This is a genomic window from Amycolatopsis deserti, assembly GCF_014653945.1.
GTDB lineage: Bacteria > Actinomycetota > Actinomycetes > Mycobacteriales > Pseudonocardiaceae > Amycolatopsis_E > Amycolatopsis_E deserti.
Window position 1 is genome coordinate 502637 of record NZ_BNAU01000001.1, and the last position, 22620, is coordinate 525256.

The window sequence follows — 22620 nt, forward strand, 5'->3', positions numbered from 1 at the left end:
CGAAACGCCACGCAGATCGTGCACAGTGATCAGCCGATGCGGTGACACTTGCGCAGCCCAGACGCCGCACCGCACCCTTCCCGCCATGCAGGAAGCTGATCTCCCCGCGCTCCACCGGCTGATGCTCGTGGCACGCCGGCTCGACGAAGAAGCCATCGCGTTGCAGCGTCAGGGCGTTCTCCCCGCCTACGCCCCCGCCAAGGGCCAGGAGGCCGCGCAGGTCGGCAGCGCCGCCGCGCTCGACCTGAGCCGTGACTTCGCCTTCCCGTGCTACCGGGAACTCGGCGTCGCGGTGGCGATGGGCGTCGATCTCGCCGGCTACCTCGCCACCCACCTCAACCTCTGGCACGGCGGCCTCTACGACCCGCGGGCCTCCCGGCTGGCGCCGTTCAACGCCGTCGTCGGCGGTCCGGTCACCCACGCGGTCGGGTGGGCGATGGGCGCGAAGCTGGACGACACCGGCGGCGCGGCCATCACCTACTTCGGCGACGGCGCCAGCTCCCAGGGCGACGTGCACGAGGCGATGAACTTCGCCGGCGTGTACCGGCTGCCGGTGGTCTTCTTCTGCCAGAACAACGGCTGGGCGATCTCGGTGCCCACCTCCGAACAGGTCGCCGGCGGCTCGGTCGCCGCCCGCGCAGCCGGATACGGGATCGAGGGCGTGCGCGTCGACGGCAATGACGTGGCCGCCGTGTTCGAGGCGACCCGCGCCGCGCTCGACCGCGCCCGCGACGGCGGCGGCCCGACGGTCATCGAGGCCATGACCTACCGGCTCGGCCCGCACTCCACTTCGGACGATCCCGGCCGCTACCGCAGCCTCGACGACGAGCGCGCCTGGGCCGAGCGCGACCCGCTCCTGCGGGCGGCGCGGCAGCTCACCGCCGAGCAGGTCGCCGCCGCGGAGGAGCACGCCGCCACCGCGGTGAGCCAGGTCCGCGCCGACCTCCTCGCCCTCGCCGCGCCCCCGGCCGAGGACCTGTTCTCGTTCGTCTACCGCGAGCCCACGACGGCCCTGCTGGAGCAGCAGCGGGCGTGGAAGGAGTCCCTCGATGCCTGAGTTGTCGTTGCAGCAGGCCCTCAACCTGGCCCTGCGGCACGCGTGCGAGGACGACGACCGGGTGCTGATCTTCGGTGAGGACGTCGGCACGCTCGGCGGGGTGTTCCGGGTGACCGACGGCCTGCGCGACAAGTTCGGCGAGCACCGCGTCTTCGACACCCCGCTGGCCGAGTCCGCGATCATGGGCATGGCGGTCGGGCTCGCGATGGCCGGGTGGCGGCCGGTGCCGGAGATCCAGTTCGACGGGTTCAGCTATCCGGCGATCGACCAGATCGTCAACCAGGTCGCGCGCATGCACTACCGCAGCCGGGGTGTGCTGAACATGCCGGTCACGTTGCGGCTGCCCAGTTTCGGCGGGATCAAGGCGCCCGAGCACCACGGCGAGAGCCTGGAGGCGCTGTTCGCGCACGTGCCCGGCCTGAAGGTGGTGTCGCCGTCCACCCCGGCCGAGGGCTACCACCTGCTGCGGCAGGCGATCGCCGATCCCGACCCGGTGATCTTCCTGGAGCCCAAGTCCCGCTACTGGCACCGCGAGACGTTCGACCCCACCGAGGCCGTCGAGACACCGCCCGTCGGCACCAGCCGGATCGTGCGGCCGGGCAAGCACGGCACGCTGGTCGCCTGGGGTGCGATGGTCGCCCGCTGTCTGCAGGCCGCCGAGCTGGCCGCCGAAGACGGGGTCGAGCTGGAGGTCCTCGACCTGCGCTGGCTCAAACCGATCGACGCCGCCGGGCTCGCCGAGTCGGTGGCCCGGACCCGCCGCGCGGTCGTGGTGCACGAGGCGCCGCTGACCGCCGGGCTCGGCGCCGAGGTGTCCGCGCTGATCACCGAACGCTGCTTCGCCGACCTGCGCGCGCCGGTGCAGCGGGTCACCGGCTTCGACGTGCCCTACCCGTCCGGCGCGCTGGAGGACGAGTACCTGCCCAGCATCGACCGCATCCTGACCGCCGTGCAGACCACCCTGGAGTACCGCCGTGGCTGAAGTGACCTTCCCCCTGCCCGACCTCGGTGAGGGCCTGATCAGCGCCCGCGTGCTGGAGTGGCTGGTCGCCGAGGGCGACTGGGTCGAGCGCAACGCGCCGCTGGTCGAGCTGGAGACCACCAAATCCGCCGTGGAGATCCCCTCGCCCCAGTCCGGCCGGGTCACGCGCCTGCACGTCGGCGAGGACGAGGAGCTGGCGGTGGGGGAGCCGCTGGTCACCTTCACCGTCGAGGACGCGGGCATCGTCGGCACGGTGCCGGAGGAGAAGAAGCCGCGGCGGCGGGTCCGCCTGACCCTGCCGGAGGACTGAGCCGTGTTCGCCACCGCCGCCGACGGCGTCAAGATCTGGTACGACACCGCGCCCGGGCCGCGTCCGGTGCTGCTGATCCACGGCTTCGCCTCGGACAGCCAGCGCACCTGGGAGCAGACCGGCTGGATCCGCGCCCTGGCCGGCCACGGGCACGTGACCGTGGATCTGCGCGGGCACGGACGCAGCGACCGGCCCGCGTCCGGGTTCTCGCCGCGGACGCTGGCGCGGGACCTGCTGGCCGTGCTCGACGAGGCGGGGCTGTCCACTGTGGATGTCGTCACGTACTCGATGGGCGGGCTGGCCGGGTGGGAGCTGGCGCGGCTCGCGCCGGGCCGCGTCGGGCGCATGGTGCTCGGCGGGATCGGCGGGCGCGCCGCCGACCGCGAGTCGATGCGGCGCGTGGCGGAGTCCCTGGCGGCAGAGGGCCTGGACGCGTGCATCGACGGGATGGCCGGTCACCGCCTCGACGGCGCACCGCCGGTGCCGGTGCTGTTCGCCGCCGGGGAGCAGGACGAGATCGCCGCGGACGCGCCGGAGTTCGCGGCGTCGCTGGGTGCGCCGTTCGTGTCGCTCGGAGGGCGCACCCACGTCAACGCCGTGTCCAGCCGCCGGTTCAAGGACGCGGCGGTCGAGTTCCTCGCTCCTGCGGGCTGACCAGCCCGGACTCGTAGGCGAACACCACCAGCTGGGCGCGGTCGCGGGCGTGCAGTTTGGTCATGGCACGGTTGACGTGCGTCTTCGCGGTGAGCGGGCTGATCACCATGTGCTCGGCGATCTCCTCAGTGGACAGTCCCTGCGCGACCAGTGCCACCGCCTCGCGTTCGCGGTTGGTCAGTTCGTCCAAGACCGGGCCGGGGCGCGGTGGCCGGCTGACGTACCGGTCGATGAGTTTGCGCGTGATCGACGGGGCGAGCAGCGCGTCGCCGCGGGCGGCGACCCGGACGGCGTGCAGGAAGTCCTCCGGCTCGATGTCCTTGACCAGGAACCCGGCCGCCCCGGCGCGCAGCGCGTCGAACACGTACTCGTCCAGGCCGTAGTTGGTCAGGATCACCACGTGCACCCCCGCCAGCGCCTCCTCCGCGGCGATGCGCCGGGTCGCCTCGATGCCGTCCACCACCGGCATCTGGATGTCGACGAGCGCGATGTCCGGCACGTGTTCCCGGGCGAGGGCGACCCCGGCCGCGCCGTCGGCGGCCTCGGCGACCACCTCGATGTCGTCCTCGTTGTCCAGCAGCGCGCGGAACCCGCTGCGGATCAGCGGCTGGTCGTCGACCAGCAGAACGCGGATCACGACGCCCGGTCCACGGGGAGCTCGGCCCGGACGGTGAACCCGCCCTCGCCGCGGGGCGCGGCGACGAGGCTGCCGCCGAGCGCGGTGACGCGTTCGCGCATGCCGAGCAGCCCGACCCCGGGCACCGGCGCGGCGTCCGGGGTGGCGGTGCCGTCGTCGTCGACGCGGATCACCACGGCGCCGGACCGGTAGCCGATGTGGACCGACGCGGAGGCGGCGCGCGCGTGGCGGGCCACGTTGGTCAGCGACTCCTGCACGATGCGGTAGGCGGTGCGTTGCACGGCGGCGGGCACGTCGTCGTGTTCTCCCTCGATCGTCAGCGTCGTCTCCAAACCCGTGGATCGCGCGCGGCGCACCAGTTCCGGCACGTCGCTCAGTCCGCGCGGGGGACTCGTGTCGTCGTCGCGCAGCGCCTCCAGCGTCGCGCGCAGTTCGCGGGCCGCTTCCCGCCCGGCGTCCCGGATCGCCAGCAGCGGCTCCGGCACCTCCTCGCCCCGCTTGCCGGCCAGGTGCACGGCGACCTCGGCCTGCACCTTGATCACGGAGATCTGGTGGGTGAGCGAGTCGTGCAGCTCCCGCGCGATGTGCAGCCGCTCCTCGTCGGCGCGGCGCCGCGCGGTCTCCTCCCGGGTGCGCTCGGCCTCGTCCGCCCGGCGCTCGGCCTGGCGCACCGCCTCGCCCGCCGCGCCCGCGGCGACCAGCCAGGCGAGCTGGAGCACGTCCCGGGCCTGGGTGAAGGCCGCGCCCACGGTCAGCTCGTGCGCGACGAGCAGCGCGAACGGCAGCGTCGCGAGCATGACCACCGTGGCCGCCACCGCGACGAGACGGCGCCCGGCGCGGAACGCGGCGAACACCGCGAACAGGTACGCCAGCGCGGGCACGTCGAGCCCGATCGCCTGGTAGCCCAGTGCGCTCAGCCCGGCCGCCGCCAGCACGACCACCGGCGCCCGGCGGTGCGCGGCCAGTGCCAGGCCCCCGGCGACCAGCAGCGCGTAGCCCAGCGGCGCGAGATCCGTGGCGGCGTGCTGCCGGGACAACGCGGTCACCAGCAGGATCGCCGCCATCCCGGCGCCGATCGCCCAGTCCCCGGCACGGCTCATGCGGCAAACCCTAGCCGCAGCGCGGCGTGGGCGAGTCCCGCGCGCGGAGGATCTCGCGACTACCACGGACGCGGTAGATCCGCCGGTCCTGCGGCAGCGGTGGCAGCGCGGATTGCCTGCGTGCGCCGGACGACACACGGCGGCGGCCCGCGCAGGATTGGCCGCAGAAACCGTTACGGCAGAAGGAGTTCACGATGATCGTCGGATCCACACTCGCCCAGGCCGCCGACGTCGGCACGCTGACCTCGGGACGGCTCGTCGGTGCGCTGGCCGCCCTGGTGGCCGTGGCCGGGGTGGTCGTCGGGGCGCTGGCGGTGGCCCGGCACCGGCGGCGCGGGTCCACCGCCGCGCTGGCCACGGGCGTGGCGGGCATGGCAGGCGGCGGGCTGGTGGTGGCGCTGGCCGAAGGCGGGCCCGGCACCGGCTACGGGATCGTCGGCGGGTTCCTGGCGCTGGCGATCGGGCTGGTCGCCGCGGTCCTCGGCGGGCTGGGGCTGGCCCGGTCCCGCGCGTGAAAGCGGTCGCCGCGGCCGCGCGCCGCTGTTAGCTTGCCAGGCGTGGATCTCTTCTCACGCTCGTGGGCGGCGCTGCGGGCCGCGGTCGCCGGACTCGCCGACGACGACCTCGCCCGGCCGTCCGGGTGCGCCGGCTGGCTGGTGCGGGACCTGGTGTGCCACCTGATCATCGACGCCCAGGACGTGCTGATCACGCTGGTGACCCCGGCGGCCGAGGAACCGACCCGGGACGCGCTGACCTACTGGGAAGTCAGCGGCACGCCGCCGACGGGCGAGGACCCGCTCGACGCGCTGACCGTCCGGCTGGCCGCCGCCTACCAGGAGCCGTGGCTGCTCAAGTTCCACCTGGACGACGTCGGCTCCGCCGCGGGGCGCGCGGCGGAGCTGGCCGACCCGGCGGCCCGGGTGCGGACGCGCGAGCAGGTCCTCACCGTGGCCGACTACCTGTCCACCTACGTGATGGAGTGGACGCTGCACCACCTCGACCTGGTCGCGCACCTGCCCTCGGTGCCCGGGCCACCCGCCGACGGGCTCGCCGCGTCGCGGGCAATGCTGGAGAAGATCGCCGGGGCCGCGTTCCCGGCGTCTTTCTCCGACGCCGACGCGCTGCTGGTCGGCACCGGGCGGCGCGCGCCCACCGAGGCCGAACAGGCGGCGCTGGGCGAGCTGGCCGGGCGAGTCCCGCTGGTGCTCGGATGAGGGCCGGGGTGATGCTGCCGCGCGATCTGGCGGCGGCGGAGATCGTGCCGTTCGCGCGGCGGGCCGAGGAGCTCGGGTTCGGCGAGGTGTGGGTCGTGGAGGACCTCGGGTTCCACGGCGGTATCGCGCAGGCGGCCACGGTGCTCGCGGTGACCTCGCGGATCCGGGTCGGGATCGGGATCCTGCCCGCGGGGGCGCGTAACGTCGCGTTCACCGCGATGGAGCTGGCGACGCTGGCGAACGTGCACCCGGGGCGACTCGTGGCGGGCATCGGGCACGGGGTGCCCGGCTGGATGCGGCAGGTGGGCGCGTGGCCGGAGAGCGCGCTGACGTTGTTCGCCGAGTACGCGCGGGCGCTGACCGGGCTGCTGCGCGGGGAGCGGGTCCGCGTCGAGGGCCGGTACGTGCGGCTGGCCGAGGCCGGGCTGGAGTCGCCGCCGGAGGCGGTCCCGCCGGTGCTCGCCGGGGTGCGCGGCCCGAAGTCGCTCGCGGTGGCCGGGGCCGAGCTGGACGGCGTGATCCTGGCCGAACCGGCGCCCGCGAAGTACATCGCCGCGGCCCGGCGGATCCTGCCCCCGCACGCGCGGGTGGTGGCCTTCGAACACGCGGTGGTGGACCCGGACGCCGACGCGGCGCGGGCCCGGGTGCGGCCGCTGCTGGCCGGGATCGGGGGCCAGTCGCTGTCGGCGCACGTCGAGCCGCTGCCGTTCGCGGCCGAGCTGCGTGAGTTGCGCGCGCGGCATCCGGACGACCAGTCGTTCGCGGCGGCGTTGCCGGGGGAGTGGGTGGACGCCCTGACGCTGGCCGGTCCCGCGGAGTCCGTGCGGTCGCGGACCGGTGGGCTGGGTGCGGATTCGGTGGTGATGATCCCGGTGGGGCGGGATCGGCTCGCCGCGCTGGAGGCGTTGGCGTCGGCGCTGTGAACCGCGCCGTTCAGCCGGCCGCCGCGGTGATCGCGCCGATCACCGCGGGGCCGTCCAGCAGCACCGGGTCGTTGTGGTCGGCGCCGGGCACCTCCACCGCCCGCCCGCGCGCCGCCGCGGCCACGGCCCGGCTCTGCTCCGGCGGCACGATCGTGTCGGCGCCGCCGTAGACCACCGTGACCGGCGCGGACACCCGCGCGACCTGCTCGGCGACCGGGAAGGTGTCCAGCAACAGCAGCCGCACCGGCAGGAACGGGTAGTGCCGGCGGGCGACCGCGGCCAGGTCGGTGAACGGCGACCGCAGCACCAGCGCCGCCGGCGGGAAGTCCACGGCGAGCCCGGCCACCACCGCGGCCCCCAGGCTCTCGCCGAAGTAGACCAGCGGCACCCGCGCCTGCGCGGCCAGGAACTCGCGGGCGGCCCGCACGTCCAGCGCCAGCGCGGCCTCGGTGGGCGAGCCCGGGTTGCCGCCGTACCCGCGGTAGTCCAGCAGCAGGGTCGCGATCCCGGCCGCGTGCAGGGCCCGCGCCAGCGGCGCGCGCAGCGCCCGGTTCCCGGCGTTGCCCGGCGCCACCAGCACCGCCGCGCGCGGGGTCTCGACCGGGAAGTACCAGGCGGTGAGCGTCAGCCCGTCCGCGGTGCGCAGCGGGACGTCCCGGCCGCCGGGCAGCACCTGCGCCGCGGACGGCACCGGCCCGCCGGAGGGCAGGTAGATGAGCCTGCGCTGGAAGGCGAAGGCGCTGCCGAACACCACCGCCACGATGATGACGACCACCGCGGCCCCGATCAACACGCGCCTGCACACCACCCCATCTTCCGCATGTGGCGCCGGTCATCGGCAGAATCGGGCCATCGTGTTAAAAAGGCGAATGTGATCGCGCTCCCCGACCGGGGTCGGCCACGGGGGAGCGCGGCAGGAGTACGTCGACGTACGACACCCGGCGTTCGTCGTCCGAGCGTGGACGAGGTGATTCGATGCTGGTCGGAGTGCTGAAAGAGGCCACTTCCGGCGAGACGAGGGTGGCCGCGACACCCGCGACGGTGGCCCAGCTGCTCAAGCTGGGGTACGAGGTCGTGGTGGAGCCGGGCGCCGGGGAACTGGCGAGCTTCTCCGACGAAGCGTACGCCGAGGCGGGTGCGTCGATCGGGAACGCCGTGCAGGCGGAAATCGTCCTGGGGGTGAACGCGCCGGCCAAGGAGCAGCTGGACGCGATGAAGCCCGGCGCGACGCTGATCAGCCTGCTGTCCCCGGCCTTGAACAAGGACCTGGTCGAGGATCTGGCGAAGCGGCCGATCACCGCGATGGCGATGGACGCGGTGCCGCGGATTTCGCGGGCGCAGTCGCTGGACGTGCTGTCGTCGATGGCGAACATCGCCGGGTACCGCGCGGTGGTGGAGGCGGCGCACACGTTCGGCCGGTTCTTCACCGGTCAGGTGACCGCCGCGGGCAAGGTGCCCCCGGCGAAGGTCCTCGTCGTCGGCGCCGGGGTGGCCGGACTGGCCGCGATCGGCGCGGCGGGCAGCCTCGGCGCGGTGGTCCGTGCGACCGACCCGCGGCCGGAGGTGGCCGACCAGGTCAAGTCCCTGGGCGGGGAGTACCTGTCGATCGAGGCGCCTGACGTCGAGGTCTCCTCGACCGGTTACGCCAAGGAGATGAGCGACGACTACAAGGCCCGCGAGCGGCAGCTCTACGAGGAGCAGTGCCGGGACGTGGACATCATCATCACCACCGCGCTGATCCCGGGCCGGCCCGCGCCGCGGATCATCACCGCGGACATGGTGGCGTCGATGCGGTCGGGCAGCGTGATCGTGGACATGGCCGCCGCCAACGGCGGCAACGTCGAGGGCACGGTCGCCGGGAAGGCCGTCACCACGGACAACGGGGTGACGATCCTGGGCTACACCGACCTGCCAGGGCGGTTGCCGGCGCAGTCCTCGCAGCTGTACGGCACGAACCTGGTCAACCTGATGAAGCTGGTGACGCCGGGCAAGGACGGCACGCCGGTGTTCGACCTCGAGGACATCGTCATCCGGTCGATGACCGTGGTGCGCGACGGTGAGCTGTTGTGGCCGCCGCCTCCGGCGCAGGTGTCCGCGGCCCCGGCGCAGGCAGCCCCGAAGGCCGCGGCCAAGGAGCCGGAACCGGAGAAGGAGAAGCTGTCCCCGGCGGCCCGGATCGGGCTGACCGCGGTGGCGGGCGCACTGCTGTTCCTGCTGGTCGCGGCGTCGCCGCCGGCGTTGCAGGGGCACCTGACGGTGTTCGCGATGGCGGTGGTGATCGGGTTCTACGTGATCGGGCACGTGCACCACGCGCTGCACACGCCGCTGATGTCGGTGACCAACGCGATCTCCGGGATCATCGTGGTCGGCGCGCTGCTGCAGGTCGGGCACGGCGGCGGGGTGGTCACCTGGCTGGCGTTCGCGGCGATCCTGCTCGCCTCGATCAACATCTTCGGTGGGTTCGCCGTCACCCGGCGCATGCTCTCGATGTTCTCCCGCAGCTGAGCCGGATCAGGAGACCACAGTCATGACTCTCGACACGATCGCGCAGGCGGCCTACCTGGTCGCCGCGTTGTTGTTCATCCTGGCGCTGGCGGGGCTGTCCAAGCACGAGACCGCCAAGACCGGCAACGGGTTCGGCATCGCCGGCATGGTCGTCGCGCTGGCCGCGACCATCGCACTGGCGGTGCACCGCGATATCTCCACCCTCGGCGTGGTGCTGCTGGTGGTGGCGATGGTGCTCGGCGCCGCCGTCGGCCTGCAGCGGGCGCGGGTGGTGCAGATGACCGGCATGCCCGAGCTGATCGCGCTGCTGCACTCCTTCGTCGGCCTGGCCGCCGTGCTGGTCGGCTGGAACGGCTACCTGGAGGTCGAAGCCCACCCCGGCGGGGCCGAGGCCCAGACGTTGGCGGCGCTCGGGCTGGGTGGCATCCACTCGGCCGAGGTGTTCATCGGCGTGTTCATCGGCGCGGTGACGTTCACCGGGTCGATCGTCGCGTTCCTGAAGCTGTCGGCGCGGATCAACTCCAAGCCGCTGATGCTGCCCGGCAAGAACTTCCTCAACCTCGGCGCGCTGGCGGCGTTCGTCGCGCTCACGGTGTGGTTCGTCATCGACCCGCAGCTGTGGCTGCTGATCGTGGTCACCGTGGTGGCGCTGGCGCTGGGCTGGCACCTGGTCGCCTCCATCGGCGGCGGGGACATGCCCGTCGTGGTGTCGATGCTCAACAGCTACTCCGGCTGGGCCGCGGCGGCGAGCGGGTTCCTGCTGGAGAACAACCTGCTGATCGTCACCGGCGCGCTCGTCGGCTCCTCCGGTGCCTACCTGTCCTACATCATGTGCAAGGCGATGAACCGGTCGTTCATCTCGGTGATCGCGGGCGGGTTCGGGATCGAGGCGGGTCCGGCGGAGGACACCGACTACGGCGAGCACCGGGAGATCACCGCCGACGGCGCGGCCGAGCTGCTGGCCGACGCGAGCAGCGTGATCATCACCCCCGGCTACGGCATGGCCGTCGCCCAGGCCCAGCACGGCGTGGCCGAGCTGACCCGGCGCCTGCGCGAGCGCGGGGTCGAGGTGCGCTTCGGCATCCACCCGGTGGCCGGGCGCCTGCCCGGGCACATGAACGTGCTGCTCGCCGAGGCCAAGGTGCCCTACGACATCGTGCTGGAGATGGACGAGATCAACGACGACTTCGCCGACACCGACGTCGTCCTCGTCATCGGCGCCAACGACACCGTCAACCCGGCCGCGGCCGAGGACCCGGGCTCGCCGATCGCCGGCATGCCGGTGCTGCGGGTGTGGGAGGCCCGCAACGTCGTCGTGTTCAAGCGGTCGATGTCCTCGGGCTACGCGGGCGTGCAGAACCCGCTGTTCTTCCGGGAGAACTCGGCCATGCTCTTCGGCGACGCGAAGGAACGGGTGGAGGACCTGCTGCGCGCCCTGCCCGCGCCGAGCACGGCCGGCGCCGGAGCACGCGCCGGCGGCTGAGTCGGTGAAAGCGCTTCCCCGACGGGCCGTGCCAGGCGCGGCCCGCCGGGGAAACTCCAGGTAACAGATCAAGGCCGATCACCCGGTTGATCTACCCACCTGCTATGTTCGCGCTCCCCACCGTCGAGAACTCCACAAGGACAACGACATGGAAACCGAGAGCGACCAGCACGCTGCTTCAACCGACGTGATAAGCAGCGCGGCCCACGCCGCCCGCTTGGTCATGTTGGACACCATGGACGAGAAGATCCGGTACGCGTGCGAGACCCTGGGCGAGCCGTCGACCTCCGACGTGCTGGCCTTCCTGGTGACCTACGGAGTGGTCACCAACCCCAAGCGCGAGCGGGCCGCCGTCGCGGAGCAGGTCGACAAGTGGCGGAAGGAGCGCGGGCTCGGCGACACCGGGGATCTGCCGCGGTTGTCGGTGAAGATGCTGGCCGAGCTGGACGGCCGCCGCGACGCCGACGCCGCCGAGGCCGCTGAGGCCGAATCGGCCGGTGACGAGACCGACACGCCGACCGGGGAGACCACGGACACCGCCGAGGCCGAGAAGCCGGCGAAGCGGAAGTCGCCGGAGGGGTCGCGCGGGTTCTACCTGGTGGCGTTCATGTCGCTGCTGGTCTCGGTGGACACCTCGTGGCGGTTCTTCGGCGAGAAGCTCGGGATCACCAACGTCTACGAGCGCGCCGCGATGTTCGCCGTGGTCGAGGTCGCGCTGATCGCGTGCGGGTTCGCGATGCGCGCGGAGATCCGCAGCCCCAAGGGCAAGCCCGGTCCGGCCCGGCTGATCCTGTGGGCGCTGTGCGCCGCGTCCGGCTACATGGCCTTCGACCTCGCCGGCCCGGTGTCCGGTCTGGCGCGGGTCACGCTCGGCCCGGTGCTCGGCGTGGTCATGCTGCACCTGGCGCTGGGCATCGAGCTGCGGCACACCCGCAACCGCGTCACCACGTGGTCGCGGGTCAGCCGTGAGCTGAAAGAGCGCTTCCTGTCCCGCCTCGGCCTGGGCGACGACGAACGGGACGCCCTCGCCCGCACCCGGGACCGCGCAGCCCGCCGTGCCGCGCACCTGGCTCGCGCGTCCTGGTTCACGCCGTTCCGCAAGACGCGGCTGGACCGCGCGCTGCGGGCGGCCAACGCCGCGCACGACGACCGGATGCGTGCCCGGCTGATGGCGGAGCTGGCCGCCGTCCAGCACGCCGACGAGCTGCGCAGGCTGGACCTGGCCTCGCCGTGGTCGGACTCGCTGACCAACAGCCTGAAGTTCCTCAAGCGCTGAGGCCTGGTGCGAAACGGCCGCGTGCCCTCGGGTGCGCGGCCGTTTTTCAGTCCGGAGTGGACGGCAGCCCGTGCGCCTCGAGCCAGGCCCTGGCCCGGCGCGGGGAGGCGCGGGCCAGCCACGCGTCCTGCACGATCTCGGCCAGCTCGTCGTAGCCGAGCCGGTCCAGGTGTGCCTCCCGCAGCAGCACCGACGGGTGGCCGCGGAAGTGGGGCGTGGTGAAGAACGGCGAGTGCTCGTCGGCGACGAGAGCTTCCTTGTCGGCCTCGGAGGCGACCCAGAAGACGATCACGTCGGGGTAGCGCTCACCGGTTTCCGGGTCGGCCGCGTCCGGGCGCGGGTTGCGGAAGAACACGAACGACCGGCCGCCGACCTGGTAGACGGGCCTGCCGCGGGTGCCTTCGAGGCGCTGCACGTGCGGCATGCCCATCGCCAGGTCGTGCACGTCCTGGACGCGGGCCCGCCGGCCGGTCAGCCGACCGCCTCGTCGGTGGACCCGAGTCCGGTCTCGCCGCCCGAGGACGTGCCGCCGCCGGTGAGGCGCTGGCGCAGCAGGGCCTTGCCCTGCTCGGCGCCCTTGCGGCTCTCGCCCTGGGCGCGGCGGAAGAACTCGGCCAGTTCGGTGTCGCCGTCCCGCTCGGCGTCGGCGATGTACTGCTCGAGCCGCAGCGCGTTGCTGAGGCAGGCCTCGACGAACCAGATGATGTTGTAGTCCTTGTCCTGGGTGCCGGTGACCTGCCCGGTCTCGCTCGTCGACATCGGTCCTCCTTCCAGTTGACGACGACGGGTACCCGGGATGGGCCCGGTCAAGCGCCCGCCGGGCGGGTTGATGCGCGCGTGTCGGTGACGTTGCGGTGCCGCGCGGTGCGGACGATGGGTTTCGCGACTGGGGGAGGACAGCGTGTTCGGCAGATTCAAGCGTGACCGGGCGCCGCAGACCGCCGGGGTGCCGCGGTGGCCGCTGGAGGCGTGGCGGCGCAAGGACCTCCGAGCGGACAGCCCCTCCTACGTGGCCGTGTGCCTGACGCCGGCGTTCCCGGAAGAGGAGGAGCGTTCGGCGCTCGGGCGGACGAGCAGCACATCGGTCTGGACGGCGAGGCCACCGCCCTGGTCGAGAGAGTGTTCCGCAAGCCGACGGAGCCGACGAGGGCGGTGGTGCGGGCCTTGGCCCGCGCGGCCTCCGCCTGACGAGGGTGGCCGGCAGGCGGAGGTGCGCGGACTGGAACCGCCGCTCGCCAGGTAGGCCGCTGCCCGCGGGCGTTGGCCCGTGGGCCGCGGGCGTGGGCCCGCAGGGGTTCGGTCTGACGGGGGTGGCCGGCAGGCGCCGGTTTTGCGGAGGGGGCCGGCTCCCCGCTACGGCGGAGGCCACTGCGCCGACGAAAGCCCCGGCGCGAGCCCGGCCACCCCCCCCGTCAGGCCGGACAGCCGCGGGCGCTGGCCTCGCTGGCGGCAGGGCGCTGGGCACGGGCCGCTGGCCGCGGACCCCTGCAAGGCCGCCGGCGGGCCGCGGCCTCGTCTTCGCGCAACCACGGACTCCGCAACACCGTGAGGTCCCCGCCAGGCTGTTCTGGCGGCGGTCGCCTTCCGCCGTGGTCCTGCGTCCCTGGATGCCGCGGGCGGGGCGGCCGCCGCTCAACCGGTCAGGAATCAAGAAGCGCAGGTCAGGGCCCGGCGCATAACGTTCCTGTCATGACCTCGATCGACACCATCACCCTCGAAGTGCCCGACACCGCCGCCGCCGAACGGTTCTACGCCGACGCCTTCGGACTCGGCTCCCGGCTCCGCCTGCGCGCCGCCCGGGAGGAGACCACCGGCTTCCGCGGCTTCACCCTCTCGCTCATCGTGTCCCAGCCCGCCGACGTGGAGGCGCTGTTCCAGTCCGCCGTGGACGCCGGCGCCACCGTGCTCAAGCCCGTCGCGAAGAACATGTGGGGCTGCGGCGGCGTGGTCCAGGCGCCGGACGGCACGATCTGGAAGGTCGCCACCCCGGCGAAGAAGAACACCGGCCCCGCCACCCGGAACATCGAGAACATCGTGCTCCTGCTGGGGGTGTCCGACGTGGCCGCGAGCAAGAAGTTCTACGTCGACCACGGGTTCACCGTGGCGAAGAGCTTCGCCCGCATGTACGTCGAGTTCGCCGCCGGGGAGGGCCCGATCAAGCTGGGCCTGTACCGCCGCAAGGCGCTGGCCAAGGACGCCGGCGTGCCCCCGGAGGGCAGCGGGTCGCACCGCATCGCCATCAGCGGCGACGGCGGCCCGTTCACCGACCCGGACGGGTTCGCGTGGGAAGCCACCTCGGCCGCGGCGCTGTCCTGATGTGCCTCCACCAGCCGCCCGCACACCTGCGCACCACCGGAGCGGAGCACGCCCGCGAGGACGTGCGCGACGAGCCGGCCACGGAGACCGAACGCGTCGTGCTCGCCGAACGTCAAGCCAGCGCGGCGATGAGCTCGTCCAGCCCGTCCACCCGAAGATCGAACGCGTCGCCCTCCGACGGCGGGTCGCCGACCGGGCGGTGCACGTAGGCGGTCCGCATGCCCTTCGCCTGGGCGCCGCGCAGGTCCCAGGCGTGGGCGGCGACCATCAGCACGCGGTCCGGCGCGCAGCCGGCGGTGTCGATCGCGTGCTGGTAGATCTCCGGCGCCGGCTTGTAGGCGCGGACGTCCTCACTGGACAGTGCCTGGTGCCAGCGCAGCCCGGCGTGCGCGTTGAGCCGCAGCAGGGCGGCGTGGCTCGCGTTGGACAGGGCAACCACGGGAAACCGCCGCGACAGCCGTTCCAGCCCGGCGACGGAATCGGCCCACGCGGGTAGCCGCTGACCGGCGGTCGCGAGCCGCGCGACGACCGCCGGATCGGTGACCCCGGCGCGCCCGGCCACGAGCCGCGCCGCCTCGGTGTCGAGGACCTCCGAGGTGGCGTAGGCGCGTTCCCCGCGCCCGATGCGGTCCTGCTCGCGCTCGATGTGCTCCTGCCACAGTTCGAGGAGTTCGTCGCCCGCCCCGGGTACCGCCTCGCGGATCGCGGCGCGCAGCCCGCTGGGTTCGTCGACCAGCGTGCCGAGCACGTCGAAGACGACGACCTCGATGTCAGGGGTACCGGGCATGGTTCCCGATCTTGCCTCCGCGCGCGTCACCGGTCAAGCTGGTGACGTGGAGTTCGCCTTCGTGAGTGGTGATCCGGCGCTGGACCTGGCCGGCACGGTGCTGTCCCGCCGGGACGCCCCGGTCGACCTGCTGTCCGCGCCCGCGGACCTGGAGCGCTGGGTGGCCGCCTGCCCCGGCCTCCCGGACCGGGTGCGCGTGGACCGCGCCGGCTTCGAGCTGGCGCGCTCGCTCCGCGAGGCGTGCTACCGGCTGGCGCTCGATCGCGTGCACGGCCGGCCGTTCGACGCGGCGAGCCTGGCGATCGTCAACCGCGCCGCCGCCGCGCCGCCGCCCGTGGTGCAACTCGGCGACACCGGCCTGCGCCTGTCCGGGAACCTCCGCGCGGTCCTGTCGCAGATCGCGCGCGGCGGGATCACCGTGCTCGCCGATCCCGCCGCCTGCCTGAAGGAATGCGGCCGCGCCGGATGCACGCGCCTCTACCTCGACCGGTCCCGCGGTGCGCGGCGCACCTGGTGCGGGATGGCGGAGTGCGGCAACCGCGTCAAGGCCGCGGCCTACCGCGCCCGCCGGCGAACCTCGGCCTGACGCGTCACTCCCGAACCCGGGCCAGGATCCGGTCCAGCGCCCGGCGCACCGCGTCCGGCACGCCGTCGCGGCGCAGATCGTCGCGGAACTGCTCGTTCAGCCCGCCCGGGGTGGTGTGCCGGGTGCTCATCACGGTCAGCGAGTCCGGCCGTTCCAGCAGCGAGGAGCCCAGCTCGCCGAAGACGTGCGTGACGAACGTGCGCGCCGCGTCGTGGTCCACGCCGCGGGCGGCCATCCAGTCGGCGATGGTGCCGAGGTAGTCCAGGTGCGCGGAAAACGCCGCGGTCGCGCCGAGGAACGTCTCCAGCGCCGCTTCGTCGCCGGGCACCAGCACGCTGCCCACCCGCGTGTACAGCTCGCGCGCCACGGCGTTGTCCGGGTACACCACGGTCAGGCTGCGGCGGCGCGTCGCCTGGGGGAGCGGAATGGACCGGACCACCGCACCGGCCGGAGCGGACCACGCGCGCAGCCGCTCCGACGGCACCCCAGCGGTCGCGCTGATCAGCACGTGCTCCGGCCGGAACGTCAGCTCCGCCAGCACTTCGCGCGCCACCGGGGCGGGGACCGCGAGCACGATCGCCGAAGCGTGGCCGAGCACGTCCTGGTTGTCCGCGCACACCCGCACGTTCGGAAACCTTTCGGCCAACTCCGCCGAGACCGCGCGCCCGCGCGGCGACAGGAACACCTCCGGCGGATCGTCGCCCGTGCTCAGGCCGGTCACGATCGCGGCGGTGATCTCGCCGGTGCCCACGAACCCGTACGCCATGGTCACACCGCTCGCAGGTCCTGTTCGACGGCTTCCAGCTCGGCGACCGTGCCCTGCACCTTCGGCCCGGTGAACCACCTGCGCGCGGAGGCGAACCACCACACCGCCGCGCCGCCCAGCACGACGAGGAACGCGATCGGCGTGTAGTTGAAGGTGCTCACCGTGACCGGGTACGCCTGCGGCAGCATGAACAACACGAAGATCACCACCACCCACGCGGTCGCGACGACACCGACCGGCCGGCCCCACCGCCCGAGGTGCCACGGGCCGCGCTCGAACTGCGCGCCCTTGCGCACGCGCAGGAACACCGGGATGACGTAGGCGACGTACAGCCCGACGGTCGCGATCGAGGTCACCGCTGCGTAGGCGGTGGCGCTCCACAGGTACGGCAGCGCGAGGATCAGCGCACCGGTCGCCGCGAACCACACCGAGTTGGTGGGCGTGCGGGTGCGCTTGTTGATGCTGTGCCAGACCGTCGAGCCGGGGATCGCGCCGTCGCGGGCGAACGCGTAGATCATCCGCGAGTTCGCCGTCACCGACGCCATCCCGCAGAACAGCTGCGCGCCGATGGCGATCAGCAGCAGGAACTTCCCGGTGGACGCGCCGGCCGCGTCGAGGAAGATCTGCGCCGGCGGCACCCCGGTCGCCGTGTTCACCGCGCCGTCGTAGTCCTGGATCGCGAACGTCAGGCCCAGCAACAGGATCCAGCCCGCGACGAGCGACACCAGGATCGAGTTCACGATCCCGCGCGGGCCCGCGGTGGCCGCGTTCCTCGTCTCCTCGGTCATGTGCGCCGAGGCGTCGTAGCCGGTGAGCGTGTACTGGGCGACCAGCAGCCCGAGCGCGAACACGTACGGCGCGAAACCCCAGCCGGTGTTGTTCACGAAGTGGCCGAACACGAACGACGCGGGCTGGTGGCGGTCCGGCACGACCACCAGCACCGCGACGATCACCAGGACCCCGGTCAGGTGCCACCACACGCTGACGTTGTTCAGCACGGCCACCAGCCGCACGCCGAACGTGTTCAGCAACCCGTGCACCACCAGGATGATCGCCAGCAACAGGATCGTGTGCCCCGGCGTGGCGGCGAACCCGAACTGCAGGTCCAGGAACGCGTTGAGGAACAACGCGGCGCCGAAGTCGATGCCCGCGGTGACCGCGACCTGGCCGATGAGGTTGAACCACCCGGTGAACCACGACCAGGCCGCGGCCGAGCGCCGCGGCGCGAGCTTCGCCGCCCAGTAGTAGAGCCCGCCCGCGGTCGGGTAGCTCGAGCACACCTCCGCCATGCCGAGGCCGACGAGCACCACGAACACCCCGACCAGCGGCCAGCCCCAGATCATCGCGGCCGGGCCGCCGGTGTCCAGGCCGAACCCGTAGAGCGTCAGGCAGCCGGACAGGATCGAGATGATGGTGAAGGAGACCGCGAAGTTGGAGAACCCCGACATCGTCCGCCGGAGCTCCTGGGCATAGCCGAGCTGGTGCAGCCGGGTGCTGTCGGAGTCCACGGGCTCACCTCGGTGTTCGGTCGACCGGGTGCCCGAACGGTAGTGGTCATCCGCGACGAGCGTCAAGGTCCGTTCGGGTGTCCACATCGGACACGATCCGGCCGGTCGGCGGAACGTGGCGCAGCAGACGGAGGAGCAGCACGGCCACCACGGCGAGGGCGGCGGCGCTGATAGCGGCGACCAGGTGCAGGCCGTCGGCGAAGGCCGCGCGCGCCGGGGTGAGCAGCGCCCGGGCCAGGTCGGCGGGCAGGTGCCGGGCGGCGGCCACCGCGTCGGCGAGGCTGTCCCGCGCGGCGCCGGCCGGGAGGTGCTCCGGCGGGGTGAACCGGCTGGTGTAGACCGCGGCACCGATGCTGCCGAGCGCGGCGAGCCCGAACGCGAACCCGAACTGGCCGCTGGTCTCGTTGAGCGCGGCGGCGGAGCCGGCCTTCTCCGCGGGCGCGGAACTCAGGACCAGGCCGGTGCTCAGCGTGACCAGCGGGCCGGAGCCGAGGAAGATCAGCGCGAACCCGGTCGCCAGGGTCGCCGGGCCCGAGGTGGTGCCGGTGCGGGTGAGCACGATCAGCCCGCACACCGAGATCGCCAGCCCGGCGGCGATCAGGTGAGCGGGCCGGAACCGGCGCGCGAGGACCGGCGACACGACGAAGGACAGGGTGTTGGCAGCGATCGCCGGCATCATCCACAGCGCCGCGCCCAGTGGCGAGAGGCCCTCGACCAGTTGCAGGTCCTGGGTGATGAACAGCATCAGCGCACCCATCAGCAGCGTGCCGGACATCATCGCGCCCAGTGCCGTGCTGAACGAGCGGTTCGCGAACAGGCGCAGGTCGAGCAGCGGGTCGGCCAGGCGGCGTTGCCTGCGGGCGAACACGGTGGCGAAGGCGATCCCGGCGGCCAGGCCGGCGAGCGGCAGCGGGCGCCAGCCGTCGTGGGCCAGCTCCTTGAGCCCGTGGATGGCGGGGATCACCGCGGCCAGCGACAGCGCGACGCTGACCAGGTCGGGCTTGCCGGCCTGCGGGTCGCGGTACTCGGGCAGCAGGACCGGGCCGGCCACCAGCAGCAGCACCATCGCGGGCACGCCGAGCAGGAACACCGAGCCCCACCAGAAGTGCGCGAGCAGGGCGCCGCCGGCGACCGGGCCGATCACCGCCCCGGCGGAGAAGCACAGGCCCCACAGGCCGATCGCCAGACCCATCTGCCGCTGGTCGCGGAACAGGGTGCGGATCAGCGACATCGTGGAAGGCGCCAGCGCCGCGCCGGCCACCCCGAGCACGGCGCGCGCGGCGATCAGCATGGCCGGGCTGGTGGCGAACGCGGCGGCGACGGAGGCGGCCCCGAACGCCGCCGCGCCGATGAGCAGCAGCTTCCGCCGGCCGATGCGGTCGCCGAGGGTGCCCATCGTGATGAGGAACCCCGCCATGGCGAAGCCGTAGACGTCGGTGATCCACAGCTGCTCGACGCTGCTCGCGCCCAGGTCGGCCGCCAGGTGCGGGAGGGCGAGCAGCAGGACGTAGACGTCGATGGAGACGAGCAGGGTGGGCAGGGCGAGCACGCCGAGCGCGAGCCACTCCCGCCGCCCGGCCCGCGCCGGGATCGGGTGGGTCATGCCAGGTCCTTCCGGTCCGTGAGGGGCAGTCACGGACAGGTCGGAGCGGCGACCGGCTTCTCGACACCGGGCGGCCGCCGGATCTCCGGCATCCGGCGGCCGCCCCGGACGTCAGCTCACCGACACCTGCGCGAACCGCCGGGTGATGCGGCTGTCCGTGGACGCCACGGGCGCTTCCGTGTGCACCCAGCCCTCGCCCCCGAAGTACCGCCGCACGATCTGCTCCGCCGTGCGCGTCGCCACCGCCTGGCTGGTCAGCGTCGGGTTCGGGCCGCCCAGCGCGTTGGCCAGCGCGGAGTTGTCGGCCACGAACAGGCGCCGCACCCAGCGGGCCTCCGCCGCGTCGTCGAGCACCGAGTCGCGTTCGGACAGTCCCATCCGCATCGACGAGTGGACGTGCAGGATCAGCGGCGGCCAGTCGATCCGGAACACCTTCCGCGCCCCGGCCGCGCGCGTCACCTCGACCGCCTTGCGGGCCAGGAACTCCCGGTTCGCCACCGTGCGCGCCGAGCGCGCCCGCTGCCGCATCTCGACCTTCGCCACCGGCCCGTGCTCGTCCGCGGGCAGCGCCGACAGCGTCGCCCGGTTGTGCGGCTCGACGTCGTCGTCGGTCATGATCAGGATGTTGAACAACCGGTCCGCGCCGTGGGTGAGCACCTCCTTGAGCTCCTCGCCGAGCAGCCGCCCGGTCGGGCCGTCCCATGGGCCGGTGAAGCCGCGCCCGTTTCCGTAGCGCCCGCGGATCCCGCTGTCGGAGAAGGTGAGCGCGAACTGCTGGATCGCCGGCGGCAGCCCGACGTTCATGATCCCGCCGCGGCCCGGGAAGTCGGCCCGCGCCGCCGACGCCGCGCCCTTGGTCGACCCGGTGTAGTCGTCGAACAGCCCGATCACCCAGTCGAAGTAGTGGTCGGTGTAGCCGCGGCCGACCCAGTCGTTGGGGTTGGGCAGCCCGCTGTTGAACCACAGCCGCGGGTTCTCGGTGCAGCCCGCGGACAGCACCACCACCCGGGCGTCCTCGGAGTGCTCCTCGCCGGTGGTCACCGAGCGCCACGACACGCCGGTCGCCACCGTCTCGCCGCCGCGCTGCTCGGACCGGATCCGGGTGACGAACGCGTCGGTGACCAGCGAGACCGGCTTGCCGTGCGGCGACCACGCGTCGGCGGTCAGCGCCATCGGCATGTAGGAGTTGTCGGCCGACCGCTTGGCCGCCATCGTGCGCGGCGCGCCCGCCGGGTGCTTGCAGCCCTGGAAGCAGTACCCGCAGAACGTGCAGCCGGTCGCCAGCGGCCACTGCACCCGCGGGTCGTCGTGCCCGCTGAACCGCCCCGCGGTGCCGCCGGGCGGCAGGATCGCGTTCTCCTGCGGCCGGTAGGAGTCCCCGGTCGTGGTCTTCGTGGTCTGCAGCGTCATGCCGAGCTTCTCGCAGCCGCGGAAGAACACCGACTCCTTCGTGCCCATCGCCGCGGTGTGCACCGGCAGGGTCGCCTCGACCCATTCGTAGTAGGGCACCAGGTCGGAGTAGGTGAACGGGAACAGGTGCGCGGTGTCGTAGGCCCCGGCGTCGCGGCCCTCGTAGCCGGCGAACACACCCGGGTAGGCGCGCGGTGAGTTGCCGAAGTAGTGCTGGGTGGTTCCGCCGACCCCGGCCAATTGCCACAGCAGCGAGTTCTGCGGGGTCTCCCGGAACCACGCCGGCCGGGAGCGGTCCGACGGCCCGAACCGCATGAACCCGGTGAGCGGGTTGTTGGCGTCGTTCTCGTAGTGGGTCCAATCGGTCTCCGGGTCGGCGTACCCGCCGGCCTCCAGGACCAGCACGTCCAGGCCCCGGGCGGCCAGTTCCTTCGCGACCACCGAGCCGCCGGCACCGGCGCCGATGACGATGACGTCGCGCATCAGACGTTCTCCACCTTCGTGCGGCCCTGGTAGTACCCGAGGAAGTCGTCCCAGCCGTGCACCACGCCGTGCGGCTGGTACCCGGACAGCTGCCAGCCGACCGGCCGCGCGCTGATCGACTTCGTGGCCGGGTCGAACACCGCCCACTCGCAGGCGCTGCCGTAGGCCGCGAACTCCAGCACGGCACCGGCCACGAACCGCAGCACCCCGGACACCGAGCCCTGGACCGGCTCGGGCAGGTTCGCGTCCAGCAGCGACACCAGACCCGCGTGCGGCTCCTCGAGCTGCTCGAACACGCGGCACTTGTCCGCATAGGACAGCCGGGCGAACGGGGAGAGGAACGCGCCGCTCAGCGCGAGCGGGTTCACCTCGGTCGCGACCAGGTTCAGCAGCATCGCGATCACCGACGACAGCGGCAGCGTCTCGTCGTTCTCCAGCAGGGTGCGCAGCGCCGAGTCCAGCGTCCGCACACTGCTCAGCGGCAGGTCCAGCAGCGCGGACGGCAGCGGCGTGCCGGACAGGCCGGTCGCCAGGCTCTGCGTGAGCGGCGTGGCGAGCTGGTCCGGGAACGGGACGTACTCGTCGAGGGCCTTGATCAGGAAGTCGGTGGCGCGGGCCTCCAGCGCGCCCGGCTCGGTGCGCGGCGTGCCCTGGGCGCGGGAGTAGGCGTCCGGACCGGGGCAGGCCATCACGACCAGGCCGTTGAGGGTGTCGCGGGCCAGCTCGGCGAGCACCGGGCGGAGGGCGGTGACCACGTCGGCCAGGCCGGCGGTGCGGACCGGTCGCGGCGCGGCCGTGGCGGTGATCCCGGAGAGCCCGGGGAGCAGGCCGCCGGCGGCGACCGCGGCGCCCAGCACCCCGATCTTCGCCAGGAAGGCCCGGCGGCCGACGTCGTTGTCAGCGTGTGGCATCGATGTTCTCCTGTGGTGGGCGGCGAGTGCCCGGCGGCTCTGCCGGGCTTGCACCGGATGGAGCAATCCTCGGTGAACCGTTCACCGGCGCCCATGTCCCCGGCGACAA

General features: G+C 73.2%; 23 protein-coding genes. 12 read left to right on the forward strand and 11 right to left on the reverse strand.

Features of this window, described 5'->3' with window-relative positions; translation table 11 throughout:
• Nucleotides 1–85 precede the first annotated feature (85 nt).
• The 4 genes from IE290_RS02470 to IE290_RS02485 are packed head-to-tail and all read left to right on the forward strand — an operon-like array spanning nucleotide 86 to nucleotide 3003.
• Complete coding sequence (locus IE290_RS02470) at nucleotides 86–1057, forward strand: thiamine pyrophosphate-dependent enzyme (protein ID WP_229874062.1); 972 nt, start codon at nucleotides 86–88, stop codon at nucleotides 1055–1057.
• Nucleotides 1050–2039, forward strand: coding sequence for an alpha-ketoacid dehydrogenase subunit beta (locus tag IE290_RS02475; RefSeq protein WP_191242836.1), 990 nt, complete (start codon nucleotides 1050–1052; stop codon nucleotides 2037–2039). Before IE290_RS02470 ends, IE290_RS02475 begins: the two co-directional genes overlap by 8 nt.
• Entirely contained in the window at nucleotides 2032–2349 is a 318-nt protein-coding gene (locus tag IE290_RS02480) for a biotin/lipoyl-containing protein (protein ID WP_191242837.1), read from the forward strand. Before IE290_RS02475 ends, IE290_RS02480 begins: the two co-directional genes overlap by 8 nt.
• Nucleotides 2350–2352: 3 nt before the next feature.
• On the forward strand, nucleotides 2353–3003 hold the full coding sequence (locus IE290_RS02485; protein ID WP_191242838.1) for an alpha/beta fold hydrolase: 651 nt from the start codon (nucleotides 2353–2355) through the stop codon (nucleotides 3001–3003).
• Here IE290_RS02485 and IE290_RS02490 read toward each other — a convergent pair.
• The gene (locus IE290_RS02490) at nucleotides 2963–3640 is read right to left on the reverse strand and encodes a response regulator (protein ID WP_191242839.1); all 678 of its coding nucleotides are present in this window, start codon (nucleotides 3638–3640) and stop codon (nucleotides 2963–2965) included. The two genes, IE290_RS02485 and IE290_RS02490, sit on opposite strands and share 41 nt — an antisense overlap.
• Nucleotides 3637–4740, reverse strand: a complete 1104-nt coding sequence (locus IE290_RS02495; RefSeq protein ID WP_191242840.1) for a sensor histidine kinase — start codon at nucleotides 4738–4740, stop codon at nucleotides 3637–3639. The genes IE290_RS02490 and IE290_RS02495 overlap by 4 nt, the downstream gene beginning before the upstream one ends.
• Nucleotides 4741–4934: 194 nt before the next feature.
• Between IE290_RS02495 and IE290_RS02500 the strand changes: the two genes are divergently transcribed.
• Genes IE290_RS02500 through IE290_RS02510 form a run of 3 tightly spaced genes read left to right on the forward strand, consistent with a single transcriptional unit; the run spans nucleotide 4935 to nucleotide 6877 of the window.
• A complete protein-coding gene (locus IE290_RS02500; protein ID WP_191242841.1) occupies nucleotides 4935–5255 on the forward strand; it encodes a DUF6223 family protein in 321 nt (106 codons plus the stop codon).
• 42 nt (nucleotides 5256–5297) lie between these two features.
• Nucleotides 5298–5954 carry a maleylpyruvate isomerase N-terminal domain-containing protein gene (locus IE290_RS02505; RefSeq protein ID WP_191242842.1) on the forward strand — a complete coding sequence of 219 codons (657 nt, stop codon included), beginning with the start codon at nucleotides 5298–5300 and terminating at the stop codon, nucleotides 5952–5954.
• Nucleotides 5951–6877, forward strand: coding sequence for an LLM class flavin-dependent oxidoreductase (locus IE290_RS02510; protein WP_191242843.1), 927 nt, complete (start codon nucleotides 5951–5953; stop codon nucleotides 6875–6877). Before IE290_RS02505 ends, IE290_RS02510 begins: the two co-directional genes overlap by 4 nt.
• 10 nt (nucleotides 6878–6887) lie before the next feature.
• Here IE290_RS02510 and IE290_RS02515 read toward each other — a convergent pair whose 3' ends face one another.
• Nucleotides 6888–7670, reverse strand: coding sequence for an alpha/beta hydrolase (locus IE290_RS02515; RefSeq protein ID WP_373300370.1), 783 nt, complete (start codon nucleotides 7668–7670; stop codon nucleotides 6888–6890).
• Between the two features lie 182 nt (nucleotides 7671–7852).
• Here IE290_RS02515 and IE290_RS02520 point away from each other — a divergent pair, with 182 nt between their 5' ends.
• The 3 genes from IE290_RS02520 (at nucleotide 7853) to IE290_RS02530 (ending at nucleotide 12141) form a co-directional block, all read left to right on the forward strand.
• Entirely contained in the window at nucleotides 7853–9382 is a 1530-nt protein-coding gene (locus IE290_RS02520) for a Re/Si-specific NAD(P)(+) transhydrogenase subunit alpha (protein WP_191242845.1), read from the forward strand.
• Between the two features lie 22 nt (nucleotides 9383–9404).
• On the forward strand, nucleotides 9405–10865 hold the full coding sequence (pntB, locus tag IE290_RS02525; protein WP_191242846.1) for a Re/Si-specific NAD(P)(+) transhydrogenase subunit beta: 1461 nt from the start codon (nucleotides 9405–9407) through the stop codon (nucleotides 10863–10865).
• A gap of 235 nt (nucleotides 10866–11100) precedes the next feature.
• Complete coding sequence (locus tag IE290_RS02530; RefSeq protein WP_229874065.1) at nucleotides 11101–12141, forward strand: hypothetical protein; 1041 nt, start codon at nucleotides 11101–11103, stop codon at nucleotides 12139–12141.
• Nucleotides 12142–12187: 46 nt separating this feature from the next.
• Here the strand turns inward: IE290_RS02530 and IE290_RS02535 are convergent, their stop codons facing one another.
• Complete coding sequence (locus IE290_RS02535; protein ID WP_229874067.1) at nucleotides 12188–12586, reverse strand: MmcQ/YjbR family DNA-binding protein; 399 nt, start codon at nucleotides 12584–12586, stop codon at nucleotides 12188–12190.
• A 26-nt stretch (nucleotides 12587–12612) separates the two neighbouring features.
• The gene (locus tag IE290_RS02540; protein WP_191242848.1) at nucleotides 12613–12900 is read right to left on the reverse strand and encodes a hypothetical protein; all 288 of its coding nucleotides are present in this window, start codon (nucleotides 12898–12900) and stop codon (nucleotides 12613–12615) included.
• 930 nt (nucleotides 12901–13830) lie between these two features.
• Between IE290_RS02540 and IE290_RS02545 the strand changes: the two genes are divergently transcribed.
• Nucleotides 13831–14457, forward strand: coding sequence for a VOC family protein (locus IE290_RS02545; protein WP_191242849.1), 627 nt, complete (start codon nucleotides 13831–13833; stop codon nucleotides 14455–14457).
• 112 nt (nucleotides 14458–14569) lie between these two features.
• On the opposite strand, the gene IE290_RS02550 is transcribed toward IE290_RS02545, so the two are convergent.
• The gene (locus IE290_RS02550) at nucleotides 14570–15244 is read right to left on the reverse strand and encodes a haloacid dehalogenase type II (protein ID WP_191242850.1); all 675 of its coding nucleotides are present in this window, start codon (nucleotides 15242–15244) and stop codon (nucleotides 14570–14572) included.
• A 46-nt stretch (nucleotides 15245–15290) separates the two neighbouring features.
• Between IE290_RS02550 and IE290_RS02555 the strand changes: the two genes are divergently transcribed.
• Complete coding sequence (locus tag IE290_RS02555; protein WP_229874069.1) at nucleotides 15291–15830, forward strand: CGNR zinc finger domain-containing protein; 540 nt, start codon at nucleotides 15291–15293, stop codon at nucleotides 15828–15830.
• Nucleotides 15831–15834: 4 nt separating this feature from the next.
• Here IE290_RS02555 and IE290_RS02560 read toward each other — a convergent pair whose 3' ends face one another.
• From IE290_RS02560 to IE290_RS02580, 5 genes are all read right to left on the reverse strand, one after another.
• Nucleotides 15835–16596, reverse strand: coding sequence for an NAD(P)-binding domain-containing protein (locus IE290_RS02560; RefSeq protein WP_191242852.1), 762 nt, complete (start codon nucleotides 16594–16596; stop codon nucleotides 15835–15837).
• A 2-nt stretch (nucleotides 16597–16598) separates the two neighbouring features.
• Nucleotides 16599–18104, reverse strand: a complete 1506-nt coding sequence (locus IE290_RS02565; RefSeq protein WP_191242853.1) for an amino acid permease — start codon at nucleotides 18102–18104, stop codon at nucleotides 16599–16601.
• Nucleotides 18105–18150: 46 nt separating this feature from the next.
• Complete coding sequence (locus IE290_RS02570; RefSeq protein ID WP_191242854.1) at nucleotides 18151–19707, reverse strand: MFS transporter; 1557 nt, start codon at nucleotides 19705–19707, stop codon at nucleotides 18151–18153.
• Between the two features lie 111 nt (nucleotides 19708–19818).
• Nucleotides 19819–21600 (reverse strand): GMC family oxidoreductase N-terminal domain-containing protein, encoded by a 1782-nt coding sequence (locus IE290_RS02575; protein WP_191242855.1) that lies wholly within the window; start codon nucleotides 21598–21600, stop codon nucleotides 19819–19821.
• On the reverse strand, nucleotides 21600–22511 hold the full coding sequence (locus tag IE290_RS02580) for a hypothetical protein (protein ID WP_191242856.1): 912 nt from the start codon (nucleotides 22509–22511) through the stop codon (nucleotides 21600–21602). Before IE290_RS02580 ends, IE290_RS02575 begins: the two co-directional genes overlap by 1 nt.
• Nucleotides 22512–22620 lie beyond the last annotated feature (109 nt).